This window comes from Rhodococcus sp. 24CO (assembly GCF_050586165.1).
Classification (GTDB): domain Bacteria; phylum Actinomycetota; class Actinomycetes; order Mycobacteriales; family Mycobacteriaceae; genus Rhodococcus_F.
In genome coordinates this window covers 43604-65717 of the sequence record NZ_JAZFNF010000005.1, presented here as the reverse complement: position 1 = coordinate 65717, position 22114 = coordinate 43604, and the positions used below count along the sequence as shown (strand labels likewise).

Here is a 22114-nt window from a genome sequence, read left to right as displayed (position 1 = left end):
GATCATGGGACTTCAAGAAGTATGGTTCGTGCTCGTCGCAGTACTGTTCGTCGGCTACTTCGTCCTCGAAGGTTTCGACTTCGGTGTCGGAATGCTCATGCCGATCGTCGGCAGAGGCAGTGGGCTGCCGGCAGATACGCGTCGACGGGTAGCGCTCAACACGATCGGCCCGGTGTGGGACGGCAACGAGGTGTGGCTGATCACCGCCGGCGGCGCGATGTTCGCGGCCTTCCCGGAGTGGTACGCGACGTTGTTCTCCGGGTTCTATCTGCCACTGCTGATCATCCTGGTGGCCTTGATCGTTCGAATCTGCGCCATCGAATGGCGAAGCAAGATCGACGACGACAAATGGCGGCAGCGCTGTGACTGGGGCATCATCTTCGGTTCCTGGGTCCCGGCAGTTCTCTGGGGCGTGGCTTTTGCGAACATCGTTCGGGGCGTGGCGATCAATGCCGACAAGCAGGTCGTGTCAGGGTTCTTTGATCTGCTCAACCCGTACGCACTGCTCGGCGGTCTGACCACCGCGTTGGTGTTCGCTCTCCACGGTGCTGTGTTCCTGGCGCTCAAGAGCGCCGACGAGGTTCGCGAAGACGCAGTGAAAATCGCTGCACGACTGGCAATTCCAGCTATCCCGGTCGCCGGCGGATTCGTTCTGTGGACGCAACTCGCCTACGGCAAGGGGTGGACGTGGATTCTGGTGGCACTCGCTGCCGCAGCACTGATCGGCGTCGTCTTCCTGACGCGGGCCGAGAGCGAAGGTTGGGCCTTTGTCCTCACCTGTGTGGCTGTGATCGCCACCGTCGTGCTGCTGTTCGCCTCGCTGTTCCCGAATGTCATGCCGTCGACGCTCGATCCGGCGTACAGCCTGACCATCGAGAACGCGTCATCGAGTCCGTACACGCTCAAGGTGATGACCTGGGCGGCGGCATTTATGACGCCGATCGTGATCATTTACCAGGGCTGGACCTACTGGGTGTTCCGCCAGCGCATCTCCACCAAGCAGATTCCACCGTCGATCGGGCTGAAGTTCAAAGCCAAGACGTGGTAAATCCGGCATCAGTGCCTCGAAAGAAGTGACGGTCGAATTCAAGTGACAATCGAGGTAGGCGACGCTCCCACCACTCGGGAGCGTCGCCGCGGACCGATCGATCCGCGTCTGTGGCGGCATTCCGCCTCTGCGCGTGGATATCTGATTCTGACAGTGGCTCTGTCGATCATCAACGTCGTGATGGTTATCGTCTCGGCACTCATGATCGGCCGGGTGCTGGCCGGCGTCATCACCACCCGAACCGTCGATATTTCCTCGTGGACAACCGAACTCGGTGTCCTCGCAGGCGCTGTCGGGATTCGAATACTGGGTACCTGGCTGCAAGCGCGGTTCGCTCACCGCGCGTCGACCCGTGTTGTGGCCGAGATCAAGGACGGTGTGCTCGCGTCGGCGACGGCGATGAGTCCCCGCGATCTCGATCCACGTCGCGATGAGATCGCTACGGTTCTCACCCGTGGTGTCGACGGTCTTGCTCCGTATCTGACGGGCTATCTGCCGTCGTTGATCCTGTCGGTGACGCTGACCCCGATCACGCTGATAGTTATTGCCCTGCAAGATATGACGTCGGCAGTAATCATCTTGATCACGTTGCCCTTGATTCCGATTTTCATGATCCTGATCGGATTGCTGACGAAGGGTAAGTCCGAGAAGACCCTGGCTGCGATGACGACGCTGTCGTCGCAATTGCTCGATCTCCTGTCGGGTTTGCCCACGCTGCGAGCGCTCGGTCGACAAGACGGTCCGGCCGAGCGGGTTCGGGAACTGGGCGATTCGCATCGCCGCACCACGATGTCCGCGCTGCGGGTCGCATTCCTGTCGTCGATGGTGTTGGAATTCCTTGCAACGCTGAGTGTCGCTTTGGTGGCGGTCAGTATCGGCTTGCGGCTCGTGTACGGCGACATGTCGCTCGAGCCAGGTGTCGTTGCGTTGATTCTTGCCCCGGAGGTGTATCTGCCGTTGCGGATGGTCGGAATGCAGTTTCACGCGGCCGAGGACGGAATGGCGGCTGCGGACAAAGCTTTCAGTGTCATCGAAGCGGACACCTCTGCACCCGTCGGCGGCGCAGCCGTGGTTGATGCGCGCGGCACGGACATCGTTTTCGACACGCTGAGCGTGAATTCGCGTGGTGGTGTTGCGCCGTACGAGCTTTCGGGAGTGATGCGACCCGGTGCGATCACCGTTCTTACCGGAGCAAACGGTTCCGGCAAGTCGAGCGCGGTGCAGGCCCTGCTCGGGTTGATCGAACCCAGCGGTGGTTTTGTGAGCGTCGGCGGATCCGACGTTCGGCAACTCGACGAGAACGCGTGGTGGGCGCAGATCGCTTGGCTGCCACAACATCCGGTCATGTTGCCGGGAACCATTCGGGAAAACCTCCATCTCACCGGACCCATCGACTCCGATGCGCTGCAGTATTCTTCTGCGGCCACAGGGTTCGACGGAGTTCTCGCCGAACTGTCTTCAGGACTCGACACCGTGGTGGGGGCCGGTGGTTCCGGTCTCTCACTCGGGCAGCGGCAACGGCTGGCACTGACACGTGTCCTGGCGTCCGACCGGCCCGTCCTTGTGCTGGACGAACCCACCGCCCACCTGGATGCGGATTCGGAGACTACGGTTCTGGATGCATTGCGAGCGCGAGCGAAGGGCGGCGACACCGTCATAGTCATCGGACATCGCCCCAGCGTGCTTGCAGCCGCAGATCAGATCATCGAGGTGCACGCACATGAGAACTGACCACCGCGATCCGTTGCTGCGCGCACTGGGTCTCCTAGAACTGCAACCACGACGCGTACTCATTGCCGTCGCGGCCGGCGTGGCGACGCTCGGCAGTGCTCTGGCGTTGGCGGCGCTGTCTGCCTGGTTGATCACCAGGGCCTGGGAAATGCCGCCGGTATTGGATCTCAGCGTGGCTGTTGTTGCCGTGCGTGCTCTGGGTATATTCCGGGGTGTGTTCCGCTACTTGGAGCGTCTCACGACGCACGATGTTGCGCTGCGCGGGACAACGGCAGCGCGGGCCCAGATATACGCGCGCCTAGCAGCGGGTAACCCGGCTGCGGCCGCAGGCCTGCGACGTGGCGACTTGCTTGCGCGCACCGGAGCGGACGTCGATGCAGTCGGTGACGTGGTAGTGAAAGCACTTGTCCCCATAGCTGTATCGGCTATTCTTGCCGTTGTTGCCGTGGGCATCTTGATGTTCATCTCCGTGCCGGCGGCAATGGTTTTGGCGATCGCGCTCGCGGTCTCCGGAATACTGGCTCCCTGGCTATCGGCCCGAGCTGCTCGAATCGCTGAAACCGACAGCTCTTCTGCTGCTGTGCGATTCAGTGCGTCAGCGGTCACCGCGCTCGATCATTCGGCCGAGCTTCGAGTGGCGGGACGTTTGGACGCTGCCGTGTCCGACGCGGTGTCGGCCGAAGGCGACGTGGTCGATGCTACCGACCGCGCTGCGGTGCCGAGCGCATTTGCCGCTGCCGCAACACCTCTCGCAGTGGGAGTCAGCGTCTTGGCGTCGCTGCTCATCGGTATCGTGCTCTACGGGGATACCGACATGACACCGATGGCACTGGGCATCCTCGTATTGCTCCCGCTCTCGGCGTTCGAGGGAACTGCGGCTCTGCCCACTGCCGCAGTGGCATTGACCAAAGCGAGGTTGGCGTCAGCGCGAATTATGGCGGTACTCGACCGCGCAGACGAGGAGATTGCAGAGGGCGACAACGCATGGCCCGAGTCGGATGTCCTGACCGTCGACGGACTGCGCGCCGGCTGGCCTGGAGGCAATGTCACCGCACCGCTCACGTTCGACGTGCTCCCCGGCACGCGGATCGCGATGATCGGCGAGAGCGGATCAGGGAAGACGACGGCCCTGATGACGATGGCGGGGCTCCTCCCGCCGGTGTCGGGGACAATCTCCGTTGGTGGCGTTCCGATTTCAGAGATCGAACCAGCAGAACTTCGCCGACATATCGGGTTCTTCGCAGAAGACGCACATCTCTTCGAGACCTCCGTGCTCGAAAATCTGCGAGTAGCGCGCGGTGATCTCACGGCGGCTGCCGCGGAGACAGTGCTTGGTGACGTCGGTCTGGGGGAGTGGCTCGCTCACCTGCCCGCCGGACTCGACACCGTTCTCGTCGGCGGCATGCGAGCAGTCTCAGGCGGCGAGCGTCGGCGATTGCTGTTGGCGCGGGCGCTCGTGTCACCCGCGCAGGTCCTGCTCCTCGACGAACCAACCGAACACATGGATGCCGAAGCCGGTGCGGAGGTGCTGCGTGAACTCCTCGGACGAGACGGCACCTTGCTGGCTCCGTCCCGGACCGTCGTCGTCGTCACCCATCAACTTCCGGAACACACTGGAGCTGACCAGGTGATATGCGTCGAAAAGTTTTCAGCGGAAAATAAATTGCCGTCGCGGTGAAGTGGGCGTACTTTCTCCTGTACACAAGGAAGGAGGTGGTCTGAAATTGAAGTACAGACGGACGCGTGAGGTGGCTGCCAGCTAGCCGCAATCGCTGACGGAATTCACTAACCGCAGGAGCGGCCGGCGAATCCCGGGCAGCCACCCGACCCCCGAGCCCCCGATCAGTCCGACCGGGACCTGCGCGAAAGCGTGGGTATGGCTCGGGGGTCGCTTCGTGCTGTGTGTAGCAGTTAGCCGATGTAGCGCGTCAACCGCGCCGAGTAGCGCGGTTCGAGCGCGCCGTCCGCGAGGATTCGCTCCTCGACGTAGGCGAGGTCTCCACCTTCGACGATGCCGTACAGACGCTTTGCGCCGCCGTACAGGGCACCGGACTGGCTGCGGATCACGACGTCGGTCGCGAGTTCCCACGACGATTGGGTGAGTGCGGTGCCGTAGTACATTTCGACGACGCCGGAGCTGTGGGTGAGGAGTAGTTCGACTACTTCCTCGTTCACGCTGCCGGGGATACCGTCGCCACCCATGCGCCAGTAGCCGCTTTCGCGGGTGTCGGGCTTGGTGTAATTGCCCTCGGCGTCGAGAACCCAGGATCGGGATTCCCAGCACAGGTAGGGGCCACCATCGTGGGAGATGACGATTTGTTGCCCGAAGGGATAGTCGCCCGTTTCCGGGTCATGACCTTCGCCTTCGCCGCGCCAGACACCGACAAGCGGCAGCAGAGCGAGAAGGGCAGGATTGATGTCCGGGCCGAGTCGCAGATTTGCGGTGTCCTCGGGGACCGGGAGATCCGGGAGAGTGGGAATGTTGAGTGAAGCTGTCGACTTGGAACGTTCGACAGCTATTGCGACTGCCTCATCCCCGCTGCCGCGCCTGATGGCACCTGAAGCGGTGGAATCGTCAGCTGTCGCGTCAGACCCTGATCCCGGAGCTTGACTCACGATTCGTCGGTGACCAAACGGTAAACGACGTACACGGAGAACCAAGCGATCATGACGGATGCGAGTGCGAGAAGTACCTCGAAGAAGATGACCACGTGCCTATCTTAGACGGCCTCGACCTGCCGGAAAAATCGGGAGGCTGTGACAAATGAAACGACAAGAAAAGGTCCCGCATCCTCCTGGGATGCGGGACCTTTGCTGGTAAGTCTGGAACTTACTTGCTGACCGTGACTTCCACGTTGTGGACGCCCGAGGTTTCGGGGTTCACGGTGGCGGTGCCGTTGCCGGAGCTGGAGAGTGCACGCACAGTCCAGGATCCGGGGGCGGCGAAGAATCGGAAGTCGCCGGTAGCGGACGCGACGACCTCGGCGGTGAATTCGTCGGAGCCGTCGAGCAGGCGCACGAATGCGCCGCCGATGGGCTGGCCGTCAGCCGCGAGAACACGGCCGGTGATGACGGTTTCCTTCTCGACGTCGACGCCGGCAGGCAGGGTCTGACCCTGAGTAGGTGCTCCGCACATGTTCTATGCTCCCAATTCGATCGGTGCGCCGACGAGTGAGCCGTATTCGACCCAGCTGCCGTCGTAGTTCTTGACGTTGCTCTTGCCGAGGATTTCCTGCAGGACGAACCAGGTGTGGCTCGAACGCTCTCCGATGCGGCAGTAGGCAATGGTGTTCTTGGTGTCGTCGAAGCCCTTGTCCGCGTATAGCTTTGCAAGGTCGTCGTCGGACTTGAAGGTGCCGTCTTCGTTGGCGGTGGTGCTCCACGGGATGTTGATCGCGGTGGGGACGTGGCCACGCTGCTGAGCCTGCTCCTGCGGAAGGTGCGCGGGAGCGAGGATCTTGCCGGAGAACTCGTCGGGGCTACGTACGTCGACGAGGTTGACGGAGCCGATGGAGGAGATGACCTCGTCGCGGAATGCGCGGATCGAGAAGTCGGGTGCCTCGGCCTTGTACTGCGTTGCGGGACGGGTTACTTCGTCCTTGGACAGCTCGCGTCCGTCGAGTTCCCACTTCTTGCGGCCACCGTCGATGAGCTTGATGTCCTTGTGGCCGTACAGCTTGAAGTACCAGTAGGCGTACGCGGCGAACCAGTTGTTGTTGCCACCGTAAAGGACGACCGTGTCGTCGTTGGCGATTCCCTTGGCCGAGAGGAGGTCTGAGAACTGCTCCTGGTTCAGGAAGTCACGGCGGACGCTGTCCTGGAGGTCCTTGCGCCAGTCGAGCCGGACTGCACCTTCGATGTGGCCGCCGTCGTATGCACTGGTGTCCTCGTCCACCTCGACAAAAACGGTCTTGGGGGCGTTGAGGTTCTGCTGCGCCCAGTCGGCGGAGACTAGGACGTCGGAGCGAGCCATGGTGTTCCTTTCGATGTGGTCGTGCTCGATATGGTCTTGCGGGGGTATGTGTCCGGTGGGGTCACCGGTGATGCGCTTTCACGCGGTGCTTGCTCTTCCGATTGTTCGGAATCGCGTCACGAGTGGGTAGAGCTGGCAGCCGAGGCAGATGCCGAAGGCTGCGTTCAGAAGCGCCGCGAACAAGGCAAAGCCTGTGGCCACGGTGCCGACGACGGTGGATCCGGCAAGGAATCCGACGGTCCCGGCGAGTGCGAAGACAAAGCCGACGAACTGTGCGAAGCGCAGCGGCGCAACAGGTTCACGTTCGCGCACGGGGGAGATGCGTGGGGCGACGAGTTTGCCGAAGATCAGTCCGTACGGGCTGCGCTTGGGTCCGGCGACGGCGCCGATCGCGAAGACGATTGCCTGCAATGCCAACAGAGTGGTGGCAGCGGGCAGCGAGAATGTCGAAAGAATCAGTGTCAGAACAAGTACCGCGGTGGTGATCCACGCGGCGAACCGCGGACCGCGCACATCGACCTGCTCGGATTGCGAAGTGGTGGTGGACATCGGGTGTGCTCCTGCGTTGGTTGCATGGTGCTTGCCTGGGCCGAGAATTCAGACTTCAGGCTCGGAGAAATGTGGGCTGGACAGCCCGTATTCGGCGAGAGTGATCACGTGAGCGAAAGGCTCGAATCTCAGCGAAGGCTGAGTGCTGGGTGATCAGCAACAAGAACAGCAACAACCACCGAGGCGGCACAGGTCTACTGCGCGGCGTCGGGTGAGCATGAGCTCGTGGCGGGTTTGCACGGTTGGGAGTTTACCCTGCAAACGGCGAATTCGGGGTACCGGGTGTTGAGAAGGGGGCGAGCGCGGTTGTGAGGTCCGCGGTGGACGGCACCCCGGACACTCGGAATCGTTCGACCAGGTCGCGGTCGAGGATGAAGGTGGTCGGCAGCGACAGGACGCTCATCTCACGCGCAAGCGCCGGGTTCTTGTCGATATCGAGCTCGATGTCGACGGGCGGATGTGGGGCGTTTGCCATCGTGGTCACCACCTGATCGACGACGCGGCGGACAGCGCTGCACGGACCACACCAGTCTGCGGAGAAATGCAGGACGACTGGTCCGGAGCCGGGCGTTATGCCCGCCGCAGCGAGGAGTTCGATGCGGCTGCCGACGGCTTCGGGGGTACCCGAGCCGCTGGCTCGAACGGCCCCGCTACGCGACTTGAGGAACAGTCCGACCGCCACAACGGCGACGAGGGCGATGAGTAGAACTGTGATACCGGTCATTGGTTCTGCAGATCTGCGAGGTTGATGACTGTGTTTTCCGTGCTGCCTTCGATCACTATGCGACCGCCTTCTGCGTAGACGAGGCTCGGCTTCACGTTGAAGGGAAGTGACTGTGGGTCGATGGTGTAGCTGAACATGCCGAGGACGACCGGCTCGAGAACCGACGGGATCGAGAAGTTCGCTTCGCCTTCGGGGCCGAAGTAGAGATTGCTTGCAACGATCTTGACCTGATCTCCCTCGAGCACGAGGTTTGCCTGAACGCTGACTGCGGTGTCGATGGGTCCGACGGGGACCGTTCCGGTCAGTACGATCGCGCCCGCGGTGCTCGCCCCGGTACCGCCGCTGCCACCCGTGCCGTCGGACTTGTCGGCTGGAGGGGAGGAAACTTGCAGGTCAGGTATATCGAGGAGCTTGCCGAGGTCCGTGGCGTTGATGCTCATTCTGCCGTCGAGCTTGTCGACGGGAAGTTCGGTCACCCTGCCGTTGACCAGGTCCGAGAACGGGACGGTGACGCCCCGCAGATTCGCTTCGACGGTGACTTCGCCGACGATGTTGCTCTGCACTCCGGTCGCCCGGATGTAGACGTCTTTGTACTTTCCGCCCAGAGCTTGGGTGAGGAACGGGAAGCCGTTGAACGTGACTTCGGGGTCGGCGTCGAGTGACGCGCCGGCGCGTAGCTCGCGGGAAACTCGGTATTCCGCGTACGCGGCGGCACCGAAATCGGCGACCAGTCCGAGGCCGAGGAGGAAGACGATGCCGATGATCAGTTTGCGCACAGCACCATTGTGACGGACTCCGTCGTAGGTTCGGTGCGACGGTCCCAACGGCGCGCACGCTAATGTAGTGACCGACCAAAAGGGTCGAACTACCAGAGCGTCGCCCTGTCCGGGGTGCGCGGGCTACTAGATAGGAGGCCGTGTGGAGCTGCTTCTCCTCACCTCCGACCCCAACCCGGATGCAGTTCTTCCGGCGTTGGCGCTGCTGGCGCACTCGGTTAGGCCTGCTCCCACTGAGGTTTCGTCGCTGCTCGAGGCAAGTTCGGCCGACATCGCGTTGGTCGACGCACGCACTGATCTGGCTGCCGCACGAGGGTTGTGTCGACTGCTGGGAAGTACGGGATCCGCCGTTCCGGTCGTGGCTGTCCTGACCGAGGGCGGGCTTGTTGCCGTCAACGCGGACTGGGGGTTGGACGACATCCTCCTGCCCGGTACGGGACCCGCTGAGGTGGACGCCCGATTGCGGTTGTTGCTCGCCCGCAGTGGCGGCGTTGCCAGTCCCGAAGCGTCAGGAAAAATCACGCTGGGCGAATTGGTTATCGACGAGGGGACGTACACGGCACGACTGCGTGGACGGCCCCTTGATTTGACTTACAAGGAATTCGAACTGCTCAAGTACCTCGCGCAGCATGCGGGACGGGTGTTCACTCGTGCGCAGTTGTTGCAAGAGGTGTGGGGTTACGACTTCTTCGGTGGCACCAGGACCGTGGATGTCCACGTGCGTCGGTTGCGGGCCAAGTTGGGCACCGAATACGAATCCTTGATCGGTACAGTCCGAAATGTCGGGTACAAGGCGGTTCGCCCGACGCGATCCAAGAACGGGGCCGCGGCGCCGATTCGATTCGAGGACGACGATGTCGATTACGAGGCTGCAGACGGATCGGTGTTGTGACATGAGTTGGAGCGATGTGCTGACGCCGGATCAGGCTCGGCAGGTGGCGGAACTTGTCGACCGTGCAACGGAATTCGACGGCAAGGCACCGGTTTCCGAGCAGGGGCGGCACGCGATTGCCGGCCGTGGTCAGGCCCGGCACCTCGTGATCCTCGACGACGGTGTTGTAGTTGGATACGCCCAACTGCAAGCCGGTTCGGACGAGCATCCCGACATGGCGGAACTCGTGGTGGATACCGCTCGCAGGCGGCAGGGGATCGGGACTGCCCTTGCCACTTCGGTATTCGACGAAGGCCGTCCGGGCACACGGGTGTGGGCACACGGAAACATCGACGCGGCAGTGGAATTCGCAAAGAGCCTGGATCTGGTCAGTGTTCGTGAACTCCTCCAGTTGCGTCGACCTCTCGACGCTCCGCAGCTTCCGGAAATTGTTGTTCCGGAAGGTGTTTCGCTGAGGACGTACCGTGGCCACGAAGACGATTCCGAGATCTTGCGGGTCAACAACGCCGCGTTCTCGTGGCATCCCGAGCAGGGCGGTTGGACGCAAGCGGAGATCGATGAGCGAACCGCCGAAGGGTGGTTCGATCCCGCCGGTTTGTTCCTGGCATATGCGGACGCTGATCCGCACACGCTTCTGGGGTTTCACTGGACCAAGGTTCATCCGCCCGAGGGGGACGAACCGGAACTCGGTGAGGTGTACGTCGTCGGTATCGATCCGGCGGCGCAGGGACGCGGACTCGGTCGGGTTCTGACGCTCGCCGGCATGCACTACCTGCGTGATCGTGGTCTCGCTACGGTCCTCCTGTACGTCGAGGGAGACAACACGGTAGCCCTCAACACGTACGAGAAATTGGGCTTCGACAGGTTCCACACCGACATGGCCTATGCCCGAAATTCCTGACTTTCTCCGGCGACTCGAATAAATCTCCGGTCTGTTCATTCTCCGTTCACTTTGTGTGGTCCAGCCGGACACCGCGCCCCCCTACTTTTCTCTATGGGCAGCGCCGCGTTGCCTGATGCAGTAATGCGCTGCATCTCATGTCGCCGCCTGATCGTGGGCCCGGCGGTAGCTATTTCCGGAGGACCGAAGGTGAATTTCAAGCGCAGTGGTGCTCTGCTCGGCGTAGTGGCCGTGGGCGCTATGACCTTGGCAGCATGTGGCAGCGACAACAACGCATCGTCGAGTGGTGTGGACACGTCCGCTTCGACAGCAACATGTGAGGGCAAGGAAAAGATCTCTGCGGCTGGTTCATCGGCGCAGAAGAACGCGATGGACCAGTTCGTCGCCACGTACATCGCTGTCTGCCAGGAAAAGGGCAAGACGGTCAACGTTGCTTACAACCCCAGCGGTTCGGGTGACGGCCGCACCCAGTTCCTCGCCAACCAGATCGACTTCGCCGGCTCCGACTCCGCGATCAAGGACGAGCAGGCCGACAAGGCCAAGGAACGCTGCGTCGGCGGCGAGGCCTGGAACCTTCCCCTCGTCTTCGGCCCGATCGCGGTTGCCTTCAACCTCGACGGCGTCGACAACCTCGTGCTCAATGCCGAGGTTCTTGCCAAGATCTTCAACGGTGGCATCACCAACTGGAACGATCCGGCCATCGCTGCCCTCAATCCGGACGCGAAGCTTCCCGATCTGAAGGTCACCCCCGTGATCCGTTCCGATTCCTCGGGAACCACGGACAACTTCCAGAAGTACCTCGAGGCAGCGTCGAACGGCGTCTGGACCTCGGGCGCGGGTTCTGACTTCACCGGTGGCGTCGGTGAGGGCGCCAAGGGTTCGGCCGGAGTCGCTCAGGCAGTTTCGACGGCACCGGGCTCCATCACGTACGTCGAGAAGTCGTTTGCCGATCAGAACAAACTGTCGATGGCCGAGATCAACACCGGCACCGAAGCTGTCGCGCTGACCAACGACACCGCCTCCAAGTCGATTTCCGGCGCCAAGTTCAAGTCGGATGCCACCGGCGACCTGACGCTCGACCTCGGGTCGATCTTCAAGACCACCGAAGCCGGCGCCTACCCGCTGGTTCTCGCGACGTACTCCATCGTCTGCTCCAACGGCTACGACGCCGATACGTCTGCAGCTGTGAAGTCGTTCCTGACGAGTGCCGCCAACGAGGGGCAGGCCAACCTTGCAGAGCAGGGTTACGTCCCGCTGCCGGCAAACGTGCAGGACCGTCTGAACGCGTCGATCTCAGCCATCGGCTGATTCGACCGCGGACTCGTACGGACAAGCCCATGGATCTACATTCAAACGTGAAGGAATGTGAGCGCACATGAGCGACGCGCCCATCACATCAGCATCTCGTTCCTCCGGCTCCGCAACCAGCGGAGCCGGGGTGGGCGGTCCGAACGGCATCACGGAGGACACGATTACTTCCATCAAGGCTTCAGAAGTCGAGCAGCCACCGAAGGACGACGGCCCGGCCGGCGGTAACAGCAAGACCGTGACCCGCCCGGGTGACCGCATCTTCAGTTCGATGGCGTCGGGTTCGGCCATCTTCATCACCGTTGTCATCGCGGCGATCGGCGCCTTCCTGATCTGGCGTGCCGTACCGGCTTTGAGCCGCAACCAGGTGAACTTCCTGACCAGCCGTGAATGGGTCACGCAGGACATCAACGCGATGGCGTTCGGTGTTCTCGACCTCTTCCAGGTCACGGTCCTGGTGTCGCTGTTCGCTCTGGTGCTGGCGATGCCGATCGCGCTCGGTATCGCGATCTTCCTGACGTCGTACTCGCCGAAGTGGCTGACGCGTCCGCTGTCTTACACGATCGACCTGCTCGCGGCAGTCCCGTCGATCGTCTACGGCCTGTGGGGTCTGCTGGTGTTCGCTCCGGCGATCACTCCGGTTGCCGTGTGGCTCAACGACACTCTCGGCTGGTTCCCCCTCTTCGCCGACGGTAGCGGCTCCATCACCGGCGGCGGCACCATCTTCACCGCCGGCATCGTGCTGGCCGTCATGATTCTTCCCGTCATCACCGCGGTGACCCGCGAGGTGTTCATCCAGACCCCGCGCTCGCAGATCGAAGCCGCACTCGCGCTCGGTGCGACCCGCTGGGAAGTTGTGCGCACCACCGTCATTCCGTTCGGTAAGTCCGGCTACATCAGCGGATCGATGCTCGGTCTCGGTCGCGCACTCGGTGAGACGATGGCCCTGTACCTGATCCTGCGCACCACCTCGCAGGCATTCGGCTGGTCCCTGTTCGACGGCGGATCGACCATCGCCTCCAAGATCGCCCTCGGTTACGCGGAGTTCAACAACGACATCCAAGCGGGTGCGTACATCGCAGCCGGTCTGGTGCTGTTCGTCCTGACCTTCGTGGTCAACGCTGCTGCCCGCGCCGTGATCGCCGGAAAGAAGGACTGACCCATGAGCACCACTCTGGACCGCCCGGTCAAGGCGCCCACCTTCCAAGGCGTCGGAGCAAAGCGTCGGGCCACGGACGTCACTGCGACGATCCTGGTCAGCCTCGCCGTTCTGGTTGCCCTCATTCCGTTGGTCTGGGTGCTTTTCACGGTCATCGCAAAGGGCTTGCCCGCGTTGACGTCTGCGACCTGGTTCACGAACTCGATGAGCGGACTGACAGCGTCGGCGTCCGGTGGCGGTGTCTACCACGCGCTGGTCGGGACCCTGATGCAAGGCCTCGTGTGCGCGGTCTTCTCGATCCCGCTCGGAATCTTTGTTGCCATCTACCTGGTGGAGTACGCGGATCGTAAGTCCAAGCTCGGCAAGCTCACGACCTTCATGGTCGACATCCTCAGCGGTGTTCCGTCCATCGTGGCCGCGCTGTTCATCTACGCGCTGTGGATCGCGACGTTCGGATTCCCCAAGTCGGCATTTGCCGTCTCGCTCGCGCTGGTGCTGCTGATGGTCCCCGTCGTCATCCGATCCACCGAGGAAATGCTCCGCATCGTCCCGATGGACCTGCGTGAGGCGTCGTACGCACTTGGTGTTCCCAAGTGGAAGACCATCTCGAAAATCGTTCTGCCGACGGCACTTCCCGGCATCATCACCGGCGTCATGCTGGCCTTGGCCCGCGTACTCGGTGAGACCGCGCCGCTGCTGATCCTCGTCGGCTATGCACCGTTCATCAACTTCGACCTGTTCAACGGCGAAATGGGCACGCTGCCCTCGCTGATGGTCGCCGAGATGAACAACCCGACCGACGCCGGCACCAACCGCATCTGGGGTGCCGCGCTGACTCTGATCCTGCTGATCGCGATTCTCAACATCGTCGCCAAGCTGATCGGTCACTTCTCACAGGTCCGCAGCAAGTGACGCGGCCGCAGAACATGTTTGTACTCGACAGCGTTAACAACTCAGTAGGGAGCCGGTAATGGCCAAGCGTCTGGATCTCAAGGACGTCAACATCTACTACGGCAAGTTTCACGCCGTCGCCGATGTCGGCCTCTCCGTCCCACCCCGGAGCGTCACCGCGTTCATCGGCCCGTCCGGTTGCGGTAAGTCGACAGTGCTCCGTTCCCTCAATCGCATGCACGAGGTCATTCCCGGTGCGCGCGTCGAGGGTTCCGTGTTGCTCGACGGTGAGGACATCTACGGCTCCAACGTCGACCCGGTCGGTGTTCGTAAGACCATCGGCATGGTGTTCCAGCGACCCAACCCGTTCCCGACCATGTCCATCAAGGACAACGTCGTCGCCGGGTTGAAGTTGCAGGGTGAGCGCAACAAGAAGCGACTCGACGAGGTTGCCGAGCGTTCCCTGCGCGGAGCCAACCTGTGGAACGAGGTCAAGGATCGCCTCGACAAGCCCGGTGGCGGACTCTCAGGCGGCCAGCAGCAGCGTCTGTGCATCGCGCGGGCCATCGCGGTCTCGCCCGACGTCCTGCTCATGGACGAGCCGTGCTCGGCTCTCGACCCCATCTCGACTTTGGCGATCGAAGATTTGATCACCGAACTCAAGAAGGACTTCACCATCGTCATCGTCACGCACAACATGCAGCAAGCCGCTCGTGTGAGTGACCAGACCGCGTTCTTCAACCTCGAGGCAACCGGCAAGCCGGGGCAGCTCGTCGAGATCGACGACACCGAGAAGATCTTCTCGAACCCGACACAGAAGGCCACCGAGGACTACATCTCGGGCCGCTTCGGATAAAGACTGCACGAACATGTTTCACCCCCGTTTCCAACAGGAGACGGGGGTGAAACTTTTTGGTGGTGGTGATAGTTCCCACTTCGGCCCGCAGAGCTGAGCAGCGTTGGGCGCGCGAATAATTCGATGAGCAGCGCAAGTGTGTCCATCGGGCGGCGGAGTGGCCGACGGCGTGAATCTCGTAGATACTGGCGACGCTTCGGGCAATGCTAATCTCGCCCCAAGGTGTGCTGTCGAATCTGCGTCGTCAGCACCGTGCCAGATCAATTTTCGTTCCACAACCGGAAGGGCTAGTCAGTGCACCTCACCCCTTCAGATACCGAAAAGCTGCTGTTGAGCGTTGCGGGCATGGTCGCTCGCGACCGACGCGAGCGCGGGGTACTTCTGAATTACCCCGAAGCGATGGCGCTGATCTCGTGTTGGATTCTCGAGCGGGCACGTGACGGTATGACGGTTGCGGAACTGATGAATGCCGGTCGCCAGGTGCTCACTCGCGACGACGTCATGGAAGGGGTACCCGAGATGATTGCAAATATCCAGGTGGAGGCCACTTTCCCGGATGGTCGCAAGCTGGTCACCGTGACGGAACCCATCCGATGATCCCCGGCGAAGTGCGGGTGTCTTCCGAACCACTCGAGTTCGGCACGGACGCAAACAGAATCACGCTTGTGGTCGTCAACGACGGCGATCGTCCTATCCAGATCGGATCGCATCTTCACCTTCCGGCGGCCAACCCGGCGCTGACATTCGATCGCGAAGCGGCCGACGGTTTTCGGCTCGATATTCCGTCCGGGACCTCGGTGCGTTTCGAGCCAGGCGTCTCGCGCACGGTGACGCTGATCGAACTCGGTGGGCTCAAGCGAGTTCCCGGCCTGCAGATCGGATCCGGCGAGCAACTGCCCACGCATGCACGCGAACCCAAGCCGGTGTTGCCGTTCGGGACACCTGGCGTCGAGGTCGAGGAACCGCTGCGGGCGTCGTCGGTGAATGTTCGCATCAGTGACATCGCGGCATCAGACGGTGCACCGACAGCAGACGGTGTGATTTCACGCAACGACGACACAGACGAGGTGACCGCGTAGTGAGCACGATGGATCGGCGTGGTTACGCGTCGCTGTTCGGCCCCACCGCGGGCGACCAGATCCGGTTGGCGGATACCGACATCTGGATCGAGATCGAACACGACTACACCGCAACTGGCGACGAAATGGTGTTCGGCGGCGGCAAGAGCATCCGTGAATCGATGGGACAGGGCACAACCACCCGGGATCAGGGCGCTCTCGACGTGGTCATCACCAATGCGGTGATTCTCGATCACTGGGGAATTGTCCGGGCAGACGTCGGAATTCGTGACGGCCGCATCGTGGCGATCGGGAAGTCCGGTAACCCCGACATCATGAACGGTGTACATCCCAAGCTGCTCATCGGGCCGAGCACCGACGTGATCGCCGGGGAGGGAAGGATTCTCACCGCCGGCGCGATCGATACGCACGTTCATATTCTCAGCGAGATCGAGATGCTGGAAGCGCTCGCGACCGGCACGACAACAATTGCCGGCGGCGGAACCGGACCGACCGAGGCCACCAAGGCCACGACGGTCACGCCCGGTGCCTGGTCGCTCACGATGATGCACCGTGCGCTCGACCACATTCCGCTCAACGTGCTGCTCCTGGGTAAGGGCAGCACCGTCAGCCACGAGGCGCTTCGTCAGGAAGCGCTGGCCGGGGCCGGCGGATTCAAGGTGCACGAGGACTGGGGTTCCACCCCCGCCGCGATCGACGCAGCTTTGCGCGCTGCCGACGAATTCGGTCTGCAGGTCGCGCTGCATGCCGACAGCCTCAACGAAACCGGCTACGTACAGCACACTTTGGATGCTATTGCCGGTCGAGGCATTCACGTGTTCCACGCTGAAGGCGCAGGCGGTGGGCATGCTCCCGACATCATCGTGACGGCCGGTGAAGCGAATGTTCTTCCGGCATCGACCAATCCGACGCTGCCACACACCGTCAACACGGTTGCCGAGCATCTCGACATGCTCATCGTGTGCCACGCGCTCAACCCGCGGGTTCCGGAGGATCTTGCGTTCGCGGAGTCCCGCATTCGCCCGACAACCATTGCGGCAGAGGATTTCCTGCACGACATCGGCGCTATCTCCATCACGTCGTCCGACGCCCAGGCCATGGGCCGGATCGGTGAGGTGACTCTGCGAACCTGGCAGGTAGCGCACGTGATGAAGGCCCAGCACGGCAAGCTGGGCTCGTCCATGCCCGCCGACAACGAGCGTGCCCGCCGATACGTCGCGAAGTACACGATCTGCCCCGCAGTGGCGCACGGTATCGATCACGAAATCGGTTCGGTCGAGGCCGGCAAAATGGCCGACCTGGTCCTGTGGGATCCCGCGTTCTTCGGAGTGCGTCCGGCCGCGGTCATCAAAGGCGGCGCGATAGTTGCTGCGCCGCTGGGAGATCCCAATGCAGCGATCCCGACGCCTCAGCCGGTGTTCGTTCGTCCCGCGATGGCGTCCGCACCGGGCTCGGCCCCGCACCTCTCCACGACCTTCGTCTCGCCGATGGCAATCGAGGACGGGTTGGCAGGCCGACTCGGGCTCACTCGCTCGCTCACCGCGATCCGCCCGACACGTCACCTCACCAAAGCCGACATGCCGAACAACACGGCTCTGCCGTCCATCGACGTAGATCCGGAGACTTTTGCCATCAAGGTCGACGGTGATCTGATCCAACCCAATCCCGTCGATGTAGTGCCGATGGCCCAGCGCTACATGCTGTTCTGACCCCTGGTGTCAGTTGAGATGATGTCCGCCGAGATAGCGTCGATGCTCCTGGCAGACGGGCGTCTGCCAACCGGAGGGCACGCGCACTCGTCCGGGCTGGAACCGGCATTAGCGGCGGGCCTGCACCAAAGTCAGGTTCCGGATTTCATCCGGGGTCGACTCGAGACGGTCGGACTGGTCGAAGCCGCCGCAACGGTGATCACGCGGCGCTGGGCCGTAAGTGAGGGAAGTGCACGCGAACTCGAGGCCATCTCGAACGAACTGCTCGCCCGCACACCCAGCGCACCGCTGCGTGAGGCGTCCATCCAGCTCGGACGCGGGCTGGCCAGGTTGGCGTCGCGGTTGTGGCCGGGGCACCCCGCGGTGCAATTACTCATGGCGCTACCGGGCCACCCGATGCGGCCGTTGGCATTGGGAGTGTTCACCGCCGTCTCCGGCATGGACGATCTGGCGGCGGCGCGATCGTGCCTGTACGACGACGCGCAAACCGTCGCGTCGGCTGCACTGAAGCTGCTGCCGGTAGATCCGGCAGAACCGGTCGAATGGCTGCTGCGGGCAGCCCCGACCATCGAGACCGTCGCCTCGGCAGCCGTCGCGGTCGAGAGTGCCTCGGACATACCTGCAACAACAGGACCATTGGTCGAACAATGGTCACTCGAACACCACGCTCGATCCAGGAGGATTTTCCGTGCTTGACAATCTGAACACCACCGCAGAAAACGTAACTGCCGCACGAGGTTTGAGGCTCGGTGTTGCCGGTCCGGTTGGCACCGGCAAGAGCACACTGATCGCCACCATCTGCCGCGAACTGGCGTCGGAGTTCGAGATCGCGGTTGTCACCAACGACATCTACACGGACGAGGACGCACGATTGTTGCGCGCCGCAAACGTCCTGCCGATCGAGCGCATTGTCGCAGTGGAGACCGGGGCGTGCCCGCACACGGCGATCCGTGACGATGTGACCCCCAATCTCATTGCGGTGGAAGATCTCGAGCGCGAATTTTTTCCCCTCGACATGGTGATCGTGGAGAGCGGCGGCGACAACCTCACCGCAACGTTCAGTCCCGCACTCGTCGATGCGCAGATCTTTTGCATCGACGTTGCCGGCGGCGGTGATGTTGCACGCAAGGGCGGTCCCGGAATCGAGCGGGCAGATCTATTGGTGGTCAACAAGATCGACCTGGCTCCGTACGTCGACGTCGACGCCGTTCAAATGGTTGCCGACGCAACAGCAGCCCGCGACGGACTGCCCGTCCTGGCGCTCAGCCAGAAGGATCACGCCACGATCGATCAGCTCAGCGCGTGGCTTCGTAAGGTCATCGCCGCTCACCGCGAGGGCAATCACGTGCCCCAGGACCCGGGACCGATGGCACCGCACTTCCACGCCGATGAAGAAGACCACGATCACGGTCACGGGCACAGTCACTCTCACGCTCACTGATGAGCACCGGAGCTACGCGGGTTGTCGTCGAGCGAGTGGGCGACACCGCTGTTGCCAAAGAGTTGATCTCCGGGGATTTCCTGGCTCCTCGCCTGGTAAGTGCTCGCGGATTGCACGTGCGCGTTGCATTGGTCGGACACAGTGCGACACTGTTGGCCGGTGACGACCTGCGCATCGAGTTCGACGTGGCGCCAGGGGCGTTCCTCGAGGTACTCGAGCCGTCCGGCACCGTGGCGTACAACGCCCGCGGCGGTCACGCGTCGTGGAACGCCACGGCGACGGTGGGTGCCGGCGGCGCTTTGGTATGGCGAGCGGCGCCCTTCGTGGTAGCCGGCGGCGCGGATGTCGCTAGGCGCATTGACATTTCGCTGCAGTCCGACGCGGTTGCGCTGCTCGACGAGATGGTGGTGTTCGGCCGTACCGGTGAGATCGGTGGTGCACTGCGTTCGGATCAGCGCATCACCGTCGACGGGACACCGCTACTGGTGGAAACCCTAGATTTGCGTAGTGTTCCCGATCGTTCCCGTCCCGGGGTTCTGGGAGGACATCGCGTAATCGGCACCACCATGTTGCTGGGGATGAAAACCTCGCAGACAGCCGAGGGGCATGTGAGCCCCCTGGCCGGTCCGGGCATGCTGGCCCGGGCTGTTGCGGACCAGGCGCATGAGGTGTCCGCGGCCTTGGACCACGTCAGCTCGGATTGGCGTGCGCGCGTGGCGAGTCGGTTCACCGAGACCTAGCCGGGTTGATCGTGCCGCTCTAGGCCTTGACTGTCACGCGGGGTACTCCTGGTTGTGCGAACATCGATCTCGTGAAGATTCTGCTTGTATCCGGGAGCACCCGAGCAGCCTCGACCAACGCCGCTGCACTCGCTGCAATCGCCGAATCAGCCCCGCCGGCGGGAATCGCAACCACCTATCGAGGGTTGGCTCGGCTGCCGGCCTTCAATCCCGATGACGACTGCGATCCGCTGCATGATGAAGTGCTCGCACTGAGGCAGCTGATCGGGGAAGCCGACGCTGTGCTGTTCTGCACACCGGAGTACGCAGGAACTTTGCCAGGTAGCTTCAAGAACTTGCTGGACTGGACGGTCGGCGGAACGGAAATGACCGATAAACCGGTGGCGTGGATCAACGTCGCCGCACCGGGGCGCGGACAGGGCGCCCTGAGCACTTTGGAAACCGTATTGGGTTATGTCGGTGCACGATTGGTTCGGCCGGCATGCATCGCCGTACCGGTAGGCAGAGAAGCCCTCGACGGAGACGGAGCAATTCGGAACGGGGAAGTCATGCGGTCGTTGGCGCAGATCTGGAGTCTGCTGCGATGACATATTTCAATTGCCGGGTCGCACGTCTTCCCACCGTGACGTAAGACTCCGCGCGACACTCTCACACCTGGAGGCCGTTGTCGTCCAAGATGAGGAGAGTCGGAAACTCGAGGAGACATCATGCGGATCGCAGTGCTCGGTGGGACAGGTTTGATGGGCAAGCTCGTGGTCGCGGAAGCCGAGGCGGCGGGCCACGACGTGGTGATCGCGGCCCGCTCGACCGGCGTCGATATCAGCACCGGTGCCGGACTGGCCAGAGCTCTCGCGGGCGTCGACGCGGTTGTCGATGTCAGTGACCACGTCACCAACAGCGCAAAGAAGGCCGTCGCATTCTTCGAGGCTGCAGCGCAGAACATTGCCGCAGCGGAGAATGCGGCAGGAGTGAAGCACCATGTAGTGCTCTCGATCGTCAACTGTGACGATCCGCGATTGAAGGCCTTCGGGTACTACCGCGGTAAGACTGCGCAGGAACGAGCAGTCAGTGCGTCGGGCATCCCGTTCACGATTCTCAGGTCCACACAGTGGTTCGAGTTCGGCGAGAAGACGGTGTCGCTCATGGGTTTCGGCCCGCTGGCTCTCGTACCGCGAATGCGATCGAAGCCCGTCGCCGCCAAGACCGTCGCGAAGGCGTTGGTGCAGGCAGCGGAGAAGGGGCCGTCGGGTCGCGTTGCTGATCTCGCCGGCCCGGAAGTCCTAGAGATCCCGGAGATGACGAGGAAGATTCTGCGTCGTCGAGGCACACGGAAGTTGTTGATCCCGGTATCTATGCCAGGAGCCGGTAAGGCAATGCGCAGCGGTGCGCTCCTCCCGGGGGCGGACTCGGTCAGTGCCGGGCCGACGTTGGACGAATGGCTGGGCTCTCACTGAAGGTGCACAACAGAAAGGCGGCCACGCACATGCGCGGCCGCCTTCTGCTCGTGACGAGGAGTGGTTACAGATCCGGGTAGGCGGTCAGTTTGTCGACCTTTTCGGTGGATTCGGGCTCTTCGGGCAGCTTGCCGGTAACGAGGAAGATCACTCGGCGTCCGACCTCGACAGCGTGGTCTGCAAAGCGCTCGTAGAAGCGGCCGAGCAAGGTGATGTCGACGGCGGCCGCAACCCCGTACTTCCAGTCACGATCCATGAGGACCGTGAACAGGTGACGGTGCAGGTCGTCCATCGCCTCGTCCTCTTCGCGCAGACGGGCTGCACGCTCGGGATCACGGGTCTCGAGGACTTCCTTTGCCGCGGCACCGATACTGACGGCGATGCGGCCCATCTCGGCGAAGTAGCCGTTGACGACCTCGGGGAGGACGTGGTTGGGATGGCGACGACGCGCAATCTTGGCGACATGCAGGGCAAGGGCGCCCATGCGGTCGATGTCGGCGACGATCTGGATTCCGCTGACGACGGAGCGGAGATCGCCGGCAACGGGAGCCTGCAAGGCGAGCAGCGCGAAGGCGCGCTCCTCGCAAAGGGTGCTGAGTTCGGTGATCCGGTCGTGTTCGCCGATCACCTGCTCGGCCAGGGTCAGGTCTGCTTGGAGCAGTGACTGGGTGGCTCGCTCCATGGCGGTGCCTGCCAGTCCTGCCATCTCGCCGAGCAAGTCTGCAAGCTCGGTCATCTGTTCGTTGTAAGCCACGCGCATGAGGTGAGAGCCTACGTGCAGTGAAAGACCAAGTCACAAGCGACAGGTGAACGCAAGGTGAATGATCACCGCAGCGTCGTGCGAAATGATCACCGCAGCGTCGTGCGAAGTGATCACCGCAGC

At 62.6% G+C, this 22114-nt stretch carries 25 protein-coding genes; 17 read left to right on the top strand and 8 right to left on the bottom strand.

Annotated features, from left to right (window positions below; genetic code table 11):
• Positions 1–4: 4 nt before the first annotated feature.
• Genes cydB through cydC form a run of 3 tightly spaced genes read left to right on the top strand, consistent with a single transcriptional unit; the run spans position 5 to position 4457 of the window.
• Positions 5–1048 carry a cytochrome d ubiquinol oxidase subunit II gene (cydB, locus tag V2B23_RS13215; RefSeq protein WP_430950767.1) on the top strand — a complete coding sequence of 348 codons (1044 nt, stop codon included), beginning with the start codon at positions 5–7 and terminating at the stop codon, positions 1046–1048.
• Positions 1049–1090: 42 nt separating this feature from the next.
• Positions 1091–2779 (top strand): thiol reductant ABC exporter subunit CydD, encoded by a 1689-nt coding sequence (gene cydD / locus V2B23_RS13210; RefSeq protein WP_430950766.1) that lies wholly within the window; start codon positions 1091–1093, stop codon positions 2777–2779.
• Positions 2769–4457: a thiol reductant ABC exporter subunit CydC gene (cydC, locus tag V2B23_RS13205; protein ID WP_430950765.1), complete on the top strand. Its 1689-nt coding sequence runs from the start codon at positions 2769–2771 to the stop codon at positions 4455–4457. The genes cydD and cydC overlap by 11 nt, the downstream gene beginning before the upstream one ends.
• 233 nt (positions 4458–4690) lie before the next feature.
• Here the strand turns inward: cydC and V2B23_RS13200 are convergent, their stop codons facing one another.
• The 7 genes from V2B23_RS13200 to V2B23_RS13170 all read right to left on the bottom strand — a co-directional run bounded on the left by V2B23_RS13200 (position 4691) and on the right by V2B23_RS13170 (position 8801).
• Positions 4691–5332 carry an FABP family protein gene (locus V2B23_RS13200; RefSeq protein ID WP_172935982.1) on the bottom strand — a complete coding sequence of 214 codons (642 nt, stop codon included), beginning with the start codon at positions 5330–5332 and terminating at the stop codon, positions 4691–4693.
• A 277-nt stretch (positions 5333–5609) separates the two neighbouring features.
• Positions 5610–5915 (bottom strand): DUF1416 domain-containing protein, encoded by a 306-nt coding sequence (locus tag V2B23_RS13195; RefSeq protein ID WP_430950764.1) that lies wholly within the window; start codon positions 5913–5915, stop codon positions 5610–5612.
• Between the two features lie 3 nt (positions 5916–5918).
• Positions 5919–6752 (bottom strand): sulfurtransferase, encoded by an 834-nt coding sequence (locus V2B23_RS13190; RefSeq protein ID WP_045068818.1) that lies wholly within the window; start codon positions 6750–6752, stop codon positions 5919–5921.
• Positions 6753–6830: 78 nt separating this feature from the next.
• Entirely contained in the window at positions 6831–7301 is a 471-nt protein-coding gene (locus V2B23_RS13185; RefSeq protein WP_430950763.1) for a DUF4395 domain-containing protein, read from the bottom strand.
• A 153-nt stretch (positions 7302–7454) separates the two neighbouring features.
• Positions 7455–7541 (bottom strand): putative leader peptide, encoded by an 87-nt coding sequence (locus V2B23_RS13180; protein WP_353805918.1) that lies wholly within the window; start codon positions 7539–7541, stop codon positions 7455–7457.
• Positions 7542–7551: 10 nt separating this feature from the next.
• Entirely contained in the window at positions 7552–8025 is a 474-nt protein-coding gene (locus V2B23_RS13175; protein ID WP_430950762.1) for a thioredoxin family protein, read from the bottom strand.
• Complete coding sequence (locus V2B23_RS13170) at positions 8022–8801, bottom strand: LmeA family phospholipid-binding protein (RefSeq protein WP_430950761.1); 780 nt, start codon at positions 8799–8801, stop codon at positions 8022–8024. Before V2B23_RS13170 ends, V2B23_RS13175 begins: the two co-directional genes overlap by 4 nt.
• A 142-nt stretch (positions 8802–8943) precedes the next feature.
• On the opposite strand from V2B23_RS13170, the gene V2B23_RS13165 reads away from it, so the two are divergent.
• The 14 genes from V2B23_RS13165 (at position 8944) to V2B23_RS13100 (ending at position 21231) form a co-directional block, all read left to right on the top strand.
• On the top strand, positions 8944–9693 hold the full coding sequence (locus V2B23_RS13165; RefSeq protein WP_033233964.1) for a winged helix-turn-helix transcriptional regulator: 750 nt from the start codon (positions 8944–8946) through the stop codon (positions 9691–9693).
• Position 9694: 1 nt separating this feature from the next.
• Positions 9695–10594, top strand: a complete 900-nt coding sequence (mshD, locus tag V2B23_RS13160) for a mycothiol synthase (protein ID WP_430950760.1) — start codon at positions 9695–9697, stop codon at positions 10592–10594.
• Positions 10595–10783: 189 nt separating this feature from the next.
• A complete protein-coding gene (pstS, locus tag V2B23_RS13155) occupies positions 10784–11902 on the top strand; it encodes a phosphate ABC transporter substrate-binding protein PstS (RefSeq protein WP_430950759.1) in 1119 nt (372 codons plus the stop codon).
• Positions 11903–11969: 67 nt separating this feature from the next.
• Positions 11970–13061 carry a phosphate ABC transporter permease subunit PstC gene (pstC, locus tag V2B23_RS13150; RefSeq protein ID WP_430950758.1) on the top strand — a complete coding sequence of 364 codons (1092 nt, stop codon included), beginning with the start codon at positions 11970–11972 and terminating at the stop codon, positions 13059–13061.
• Between the two features lie 3 nt (positions 13062–13064).
• On the top strand, positions 13065–13973 hold the full coding sequence (pstA, locus tag V2B23_RS13145) for a phosphate ABC transporter permease PstA (protein WP_378665121.1): 909 nt from the start codon (positions 13065–13067) through the stop codon (positions 13971–13973).
• Positions 13974–14031: 58 nt separating this feature from the next.
• Positions 14032–14808 carry a phosphate ABC transporter ATP-binding protein PstB gene (gene pstB / locus V2B23_RS13140; protein ID WP_033233969.1) on the top strand — a complete coding sequence of 259 codons (777 nt, stop codon included), beginning with the start codon at positions 14032–14034 and terminating at the stop codon, positions 14806–14808.
• A 294-nt stretch (positions 14809–15102) separates the two neighbouring features.
• Positions 15103–15405 (top strand): urease subunit gamma, encoded by a 303-nt coding sequence (locus tag V2B23_RS13135; RefSeq protein ID WP_033233970.1) that lies wholly within the window; start codon positions 15103–15105, stop codon positions 15403–15405.
• Positions 15402–15887, top strand: coding sequence for an urease subunit beta (gene ureB, locus V2B23_RS13130; protein WP_430950757.1), 486 nt, complete (start codon positions 15402–15404; stop codon positions 15885–15887). Before V2B23_RS13135 ends, ureB begins: the two co-directional genes overlap by 4 nt.
• Positions 15887–17596 carry an urease subunit alpha gene (locus V2B23_RS13125; protein WP_430950756.1) on the top strand — a complete coding sequence of 570 codons (1710 nt, stop codon included), beginning with the start codon at positions 15887–15889 and terminating at the stop codon, positions 17594–17596. Before ureB ends, V2B23_RS13125 begins: the two co-directional genes overlap by 1 nt.
• A gap of 6 nt (positions 17597–17602) precedes the next feature.
• On the top strand, positions 17603–18292 hold the full coding sequence (locus V2B23_RS13120) for an urease accessory protein UreF (RefSeq protein ID WP_430950755.1): 690 nt from the start codon (positions 17603–17605) through the stop codon (positions 18290–18292).
• A complete protein-coding gene (gene ureG / locus V2B23_RS13115; RefSeq protein ID WP_430950754.1) occupies positions 18285–19037 on the top strand; it encodes an urease accessory protein UreG in 753 nt (250 codons plus the stop codon). The genes V2B23_RS13120 and ureG overlap by 8 nt, the downstream gene beginning before the upstream one ends.
• Entirely contained in the window at positions 19037–19777 is a 741-nt protein-coding gene (locus V2B23_RS13110; RefSeq protein ID WP_430950753.1) for an urease accessory protein UreD, read from the top strand. Before ureG ends, V2B23_RS13110 begins: the two co-directional genes overlap by 1 nt.
• Before the next feature lie 71 nt (positions 19778–19848).
• A complete protein-coding gene (locus V2B23_RS13105) occupies positions 19849–20364 on the top strand; it encodes an NADPH-dependent FMN reductase (RefSeq protein ID WP_430950752.1) in 516 nt (171 codons plus the stop codon).
• Positions 20365–20484: 120 nt separating this feature from the next.
• The gene (locus tag V2B23_RS13100; protein WP_430950751.1) at positions 20485–21231 is read left to right on the top strand and encodes an SDR family oxidoreductase; all 747 of its coding nucleotides are present in this window, start codon (positions 20485–20487) and stop codon (positions 21229–21231) included.
• Between the two features lie 64 nt (positions 21232–21295).
• On the opposite strand, the gene phoU is transcribed toward V2B23_RS13100, so the two are convergent.
• A complete protein-coding gene (gene phoU, locus V2B23_RS13095) occupies positions 21296–21991 on the bottom strand; it encodes a phosphate signaling complex protein PhoU (protein ID WP_033233978.1) in 696 nt (231 codons plus the stop codon).
• Positions 21992–22114 lie beyond the last annotated feature (123 nt).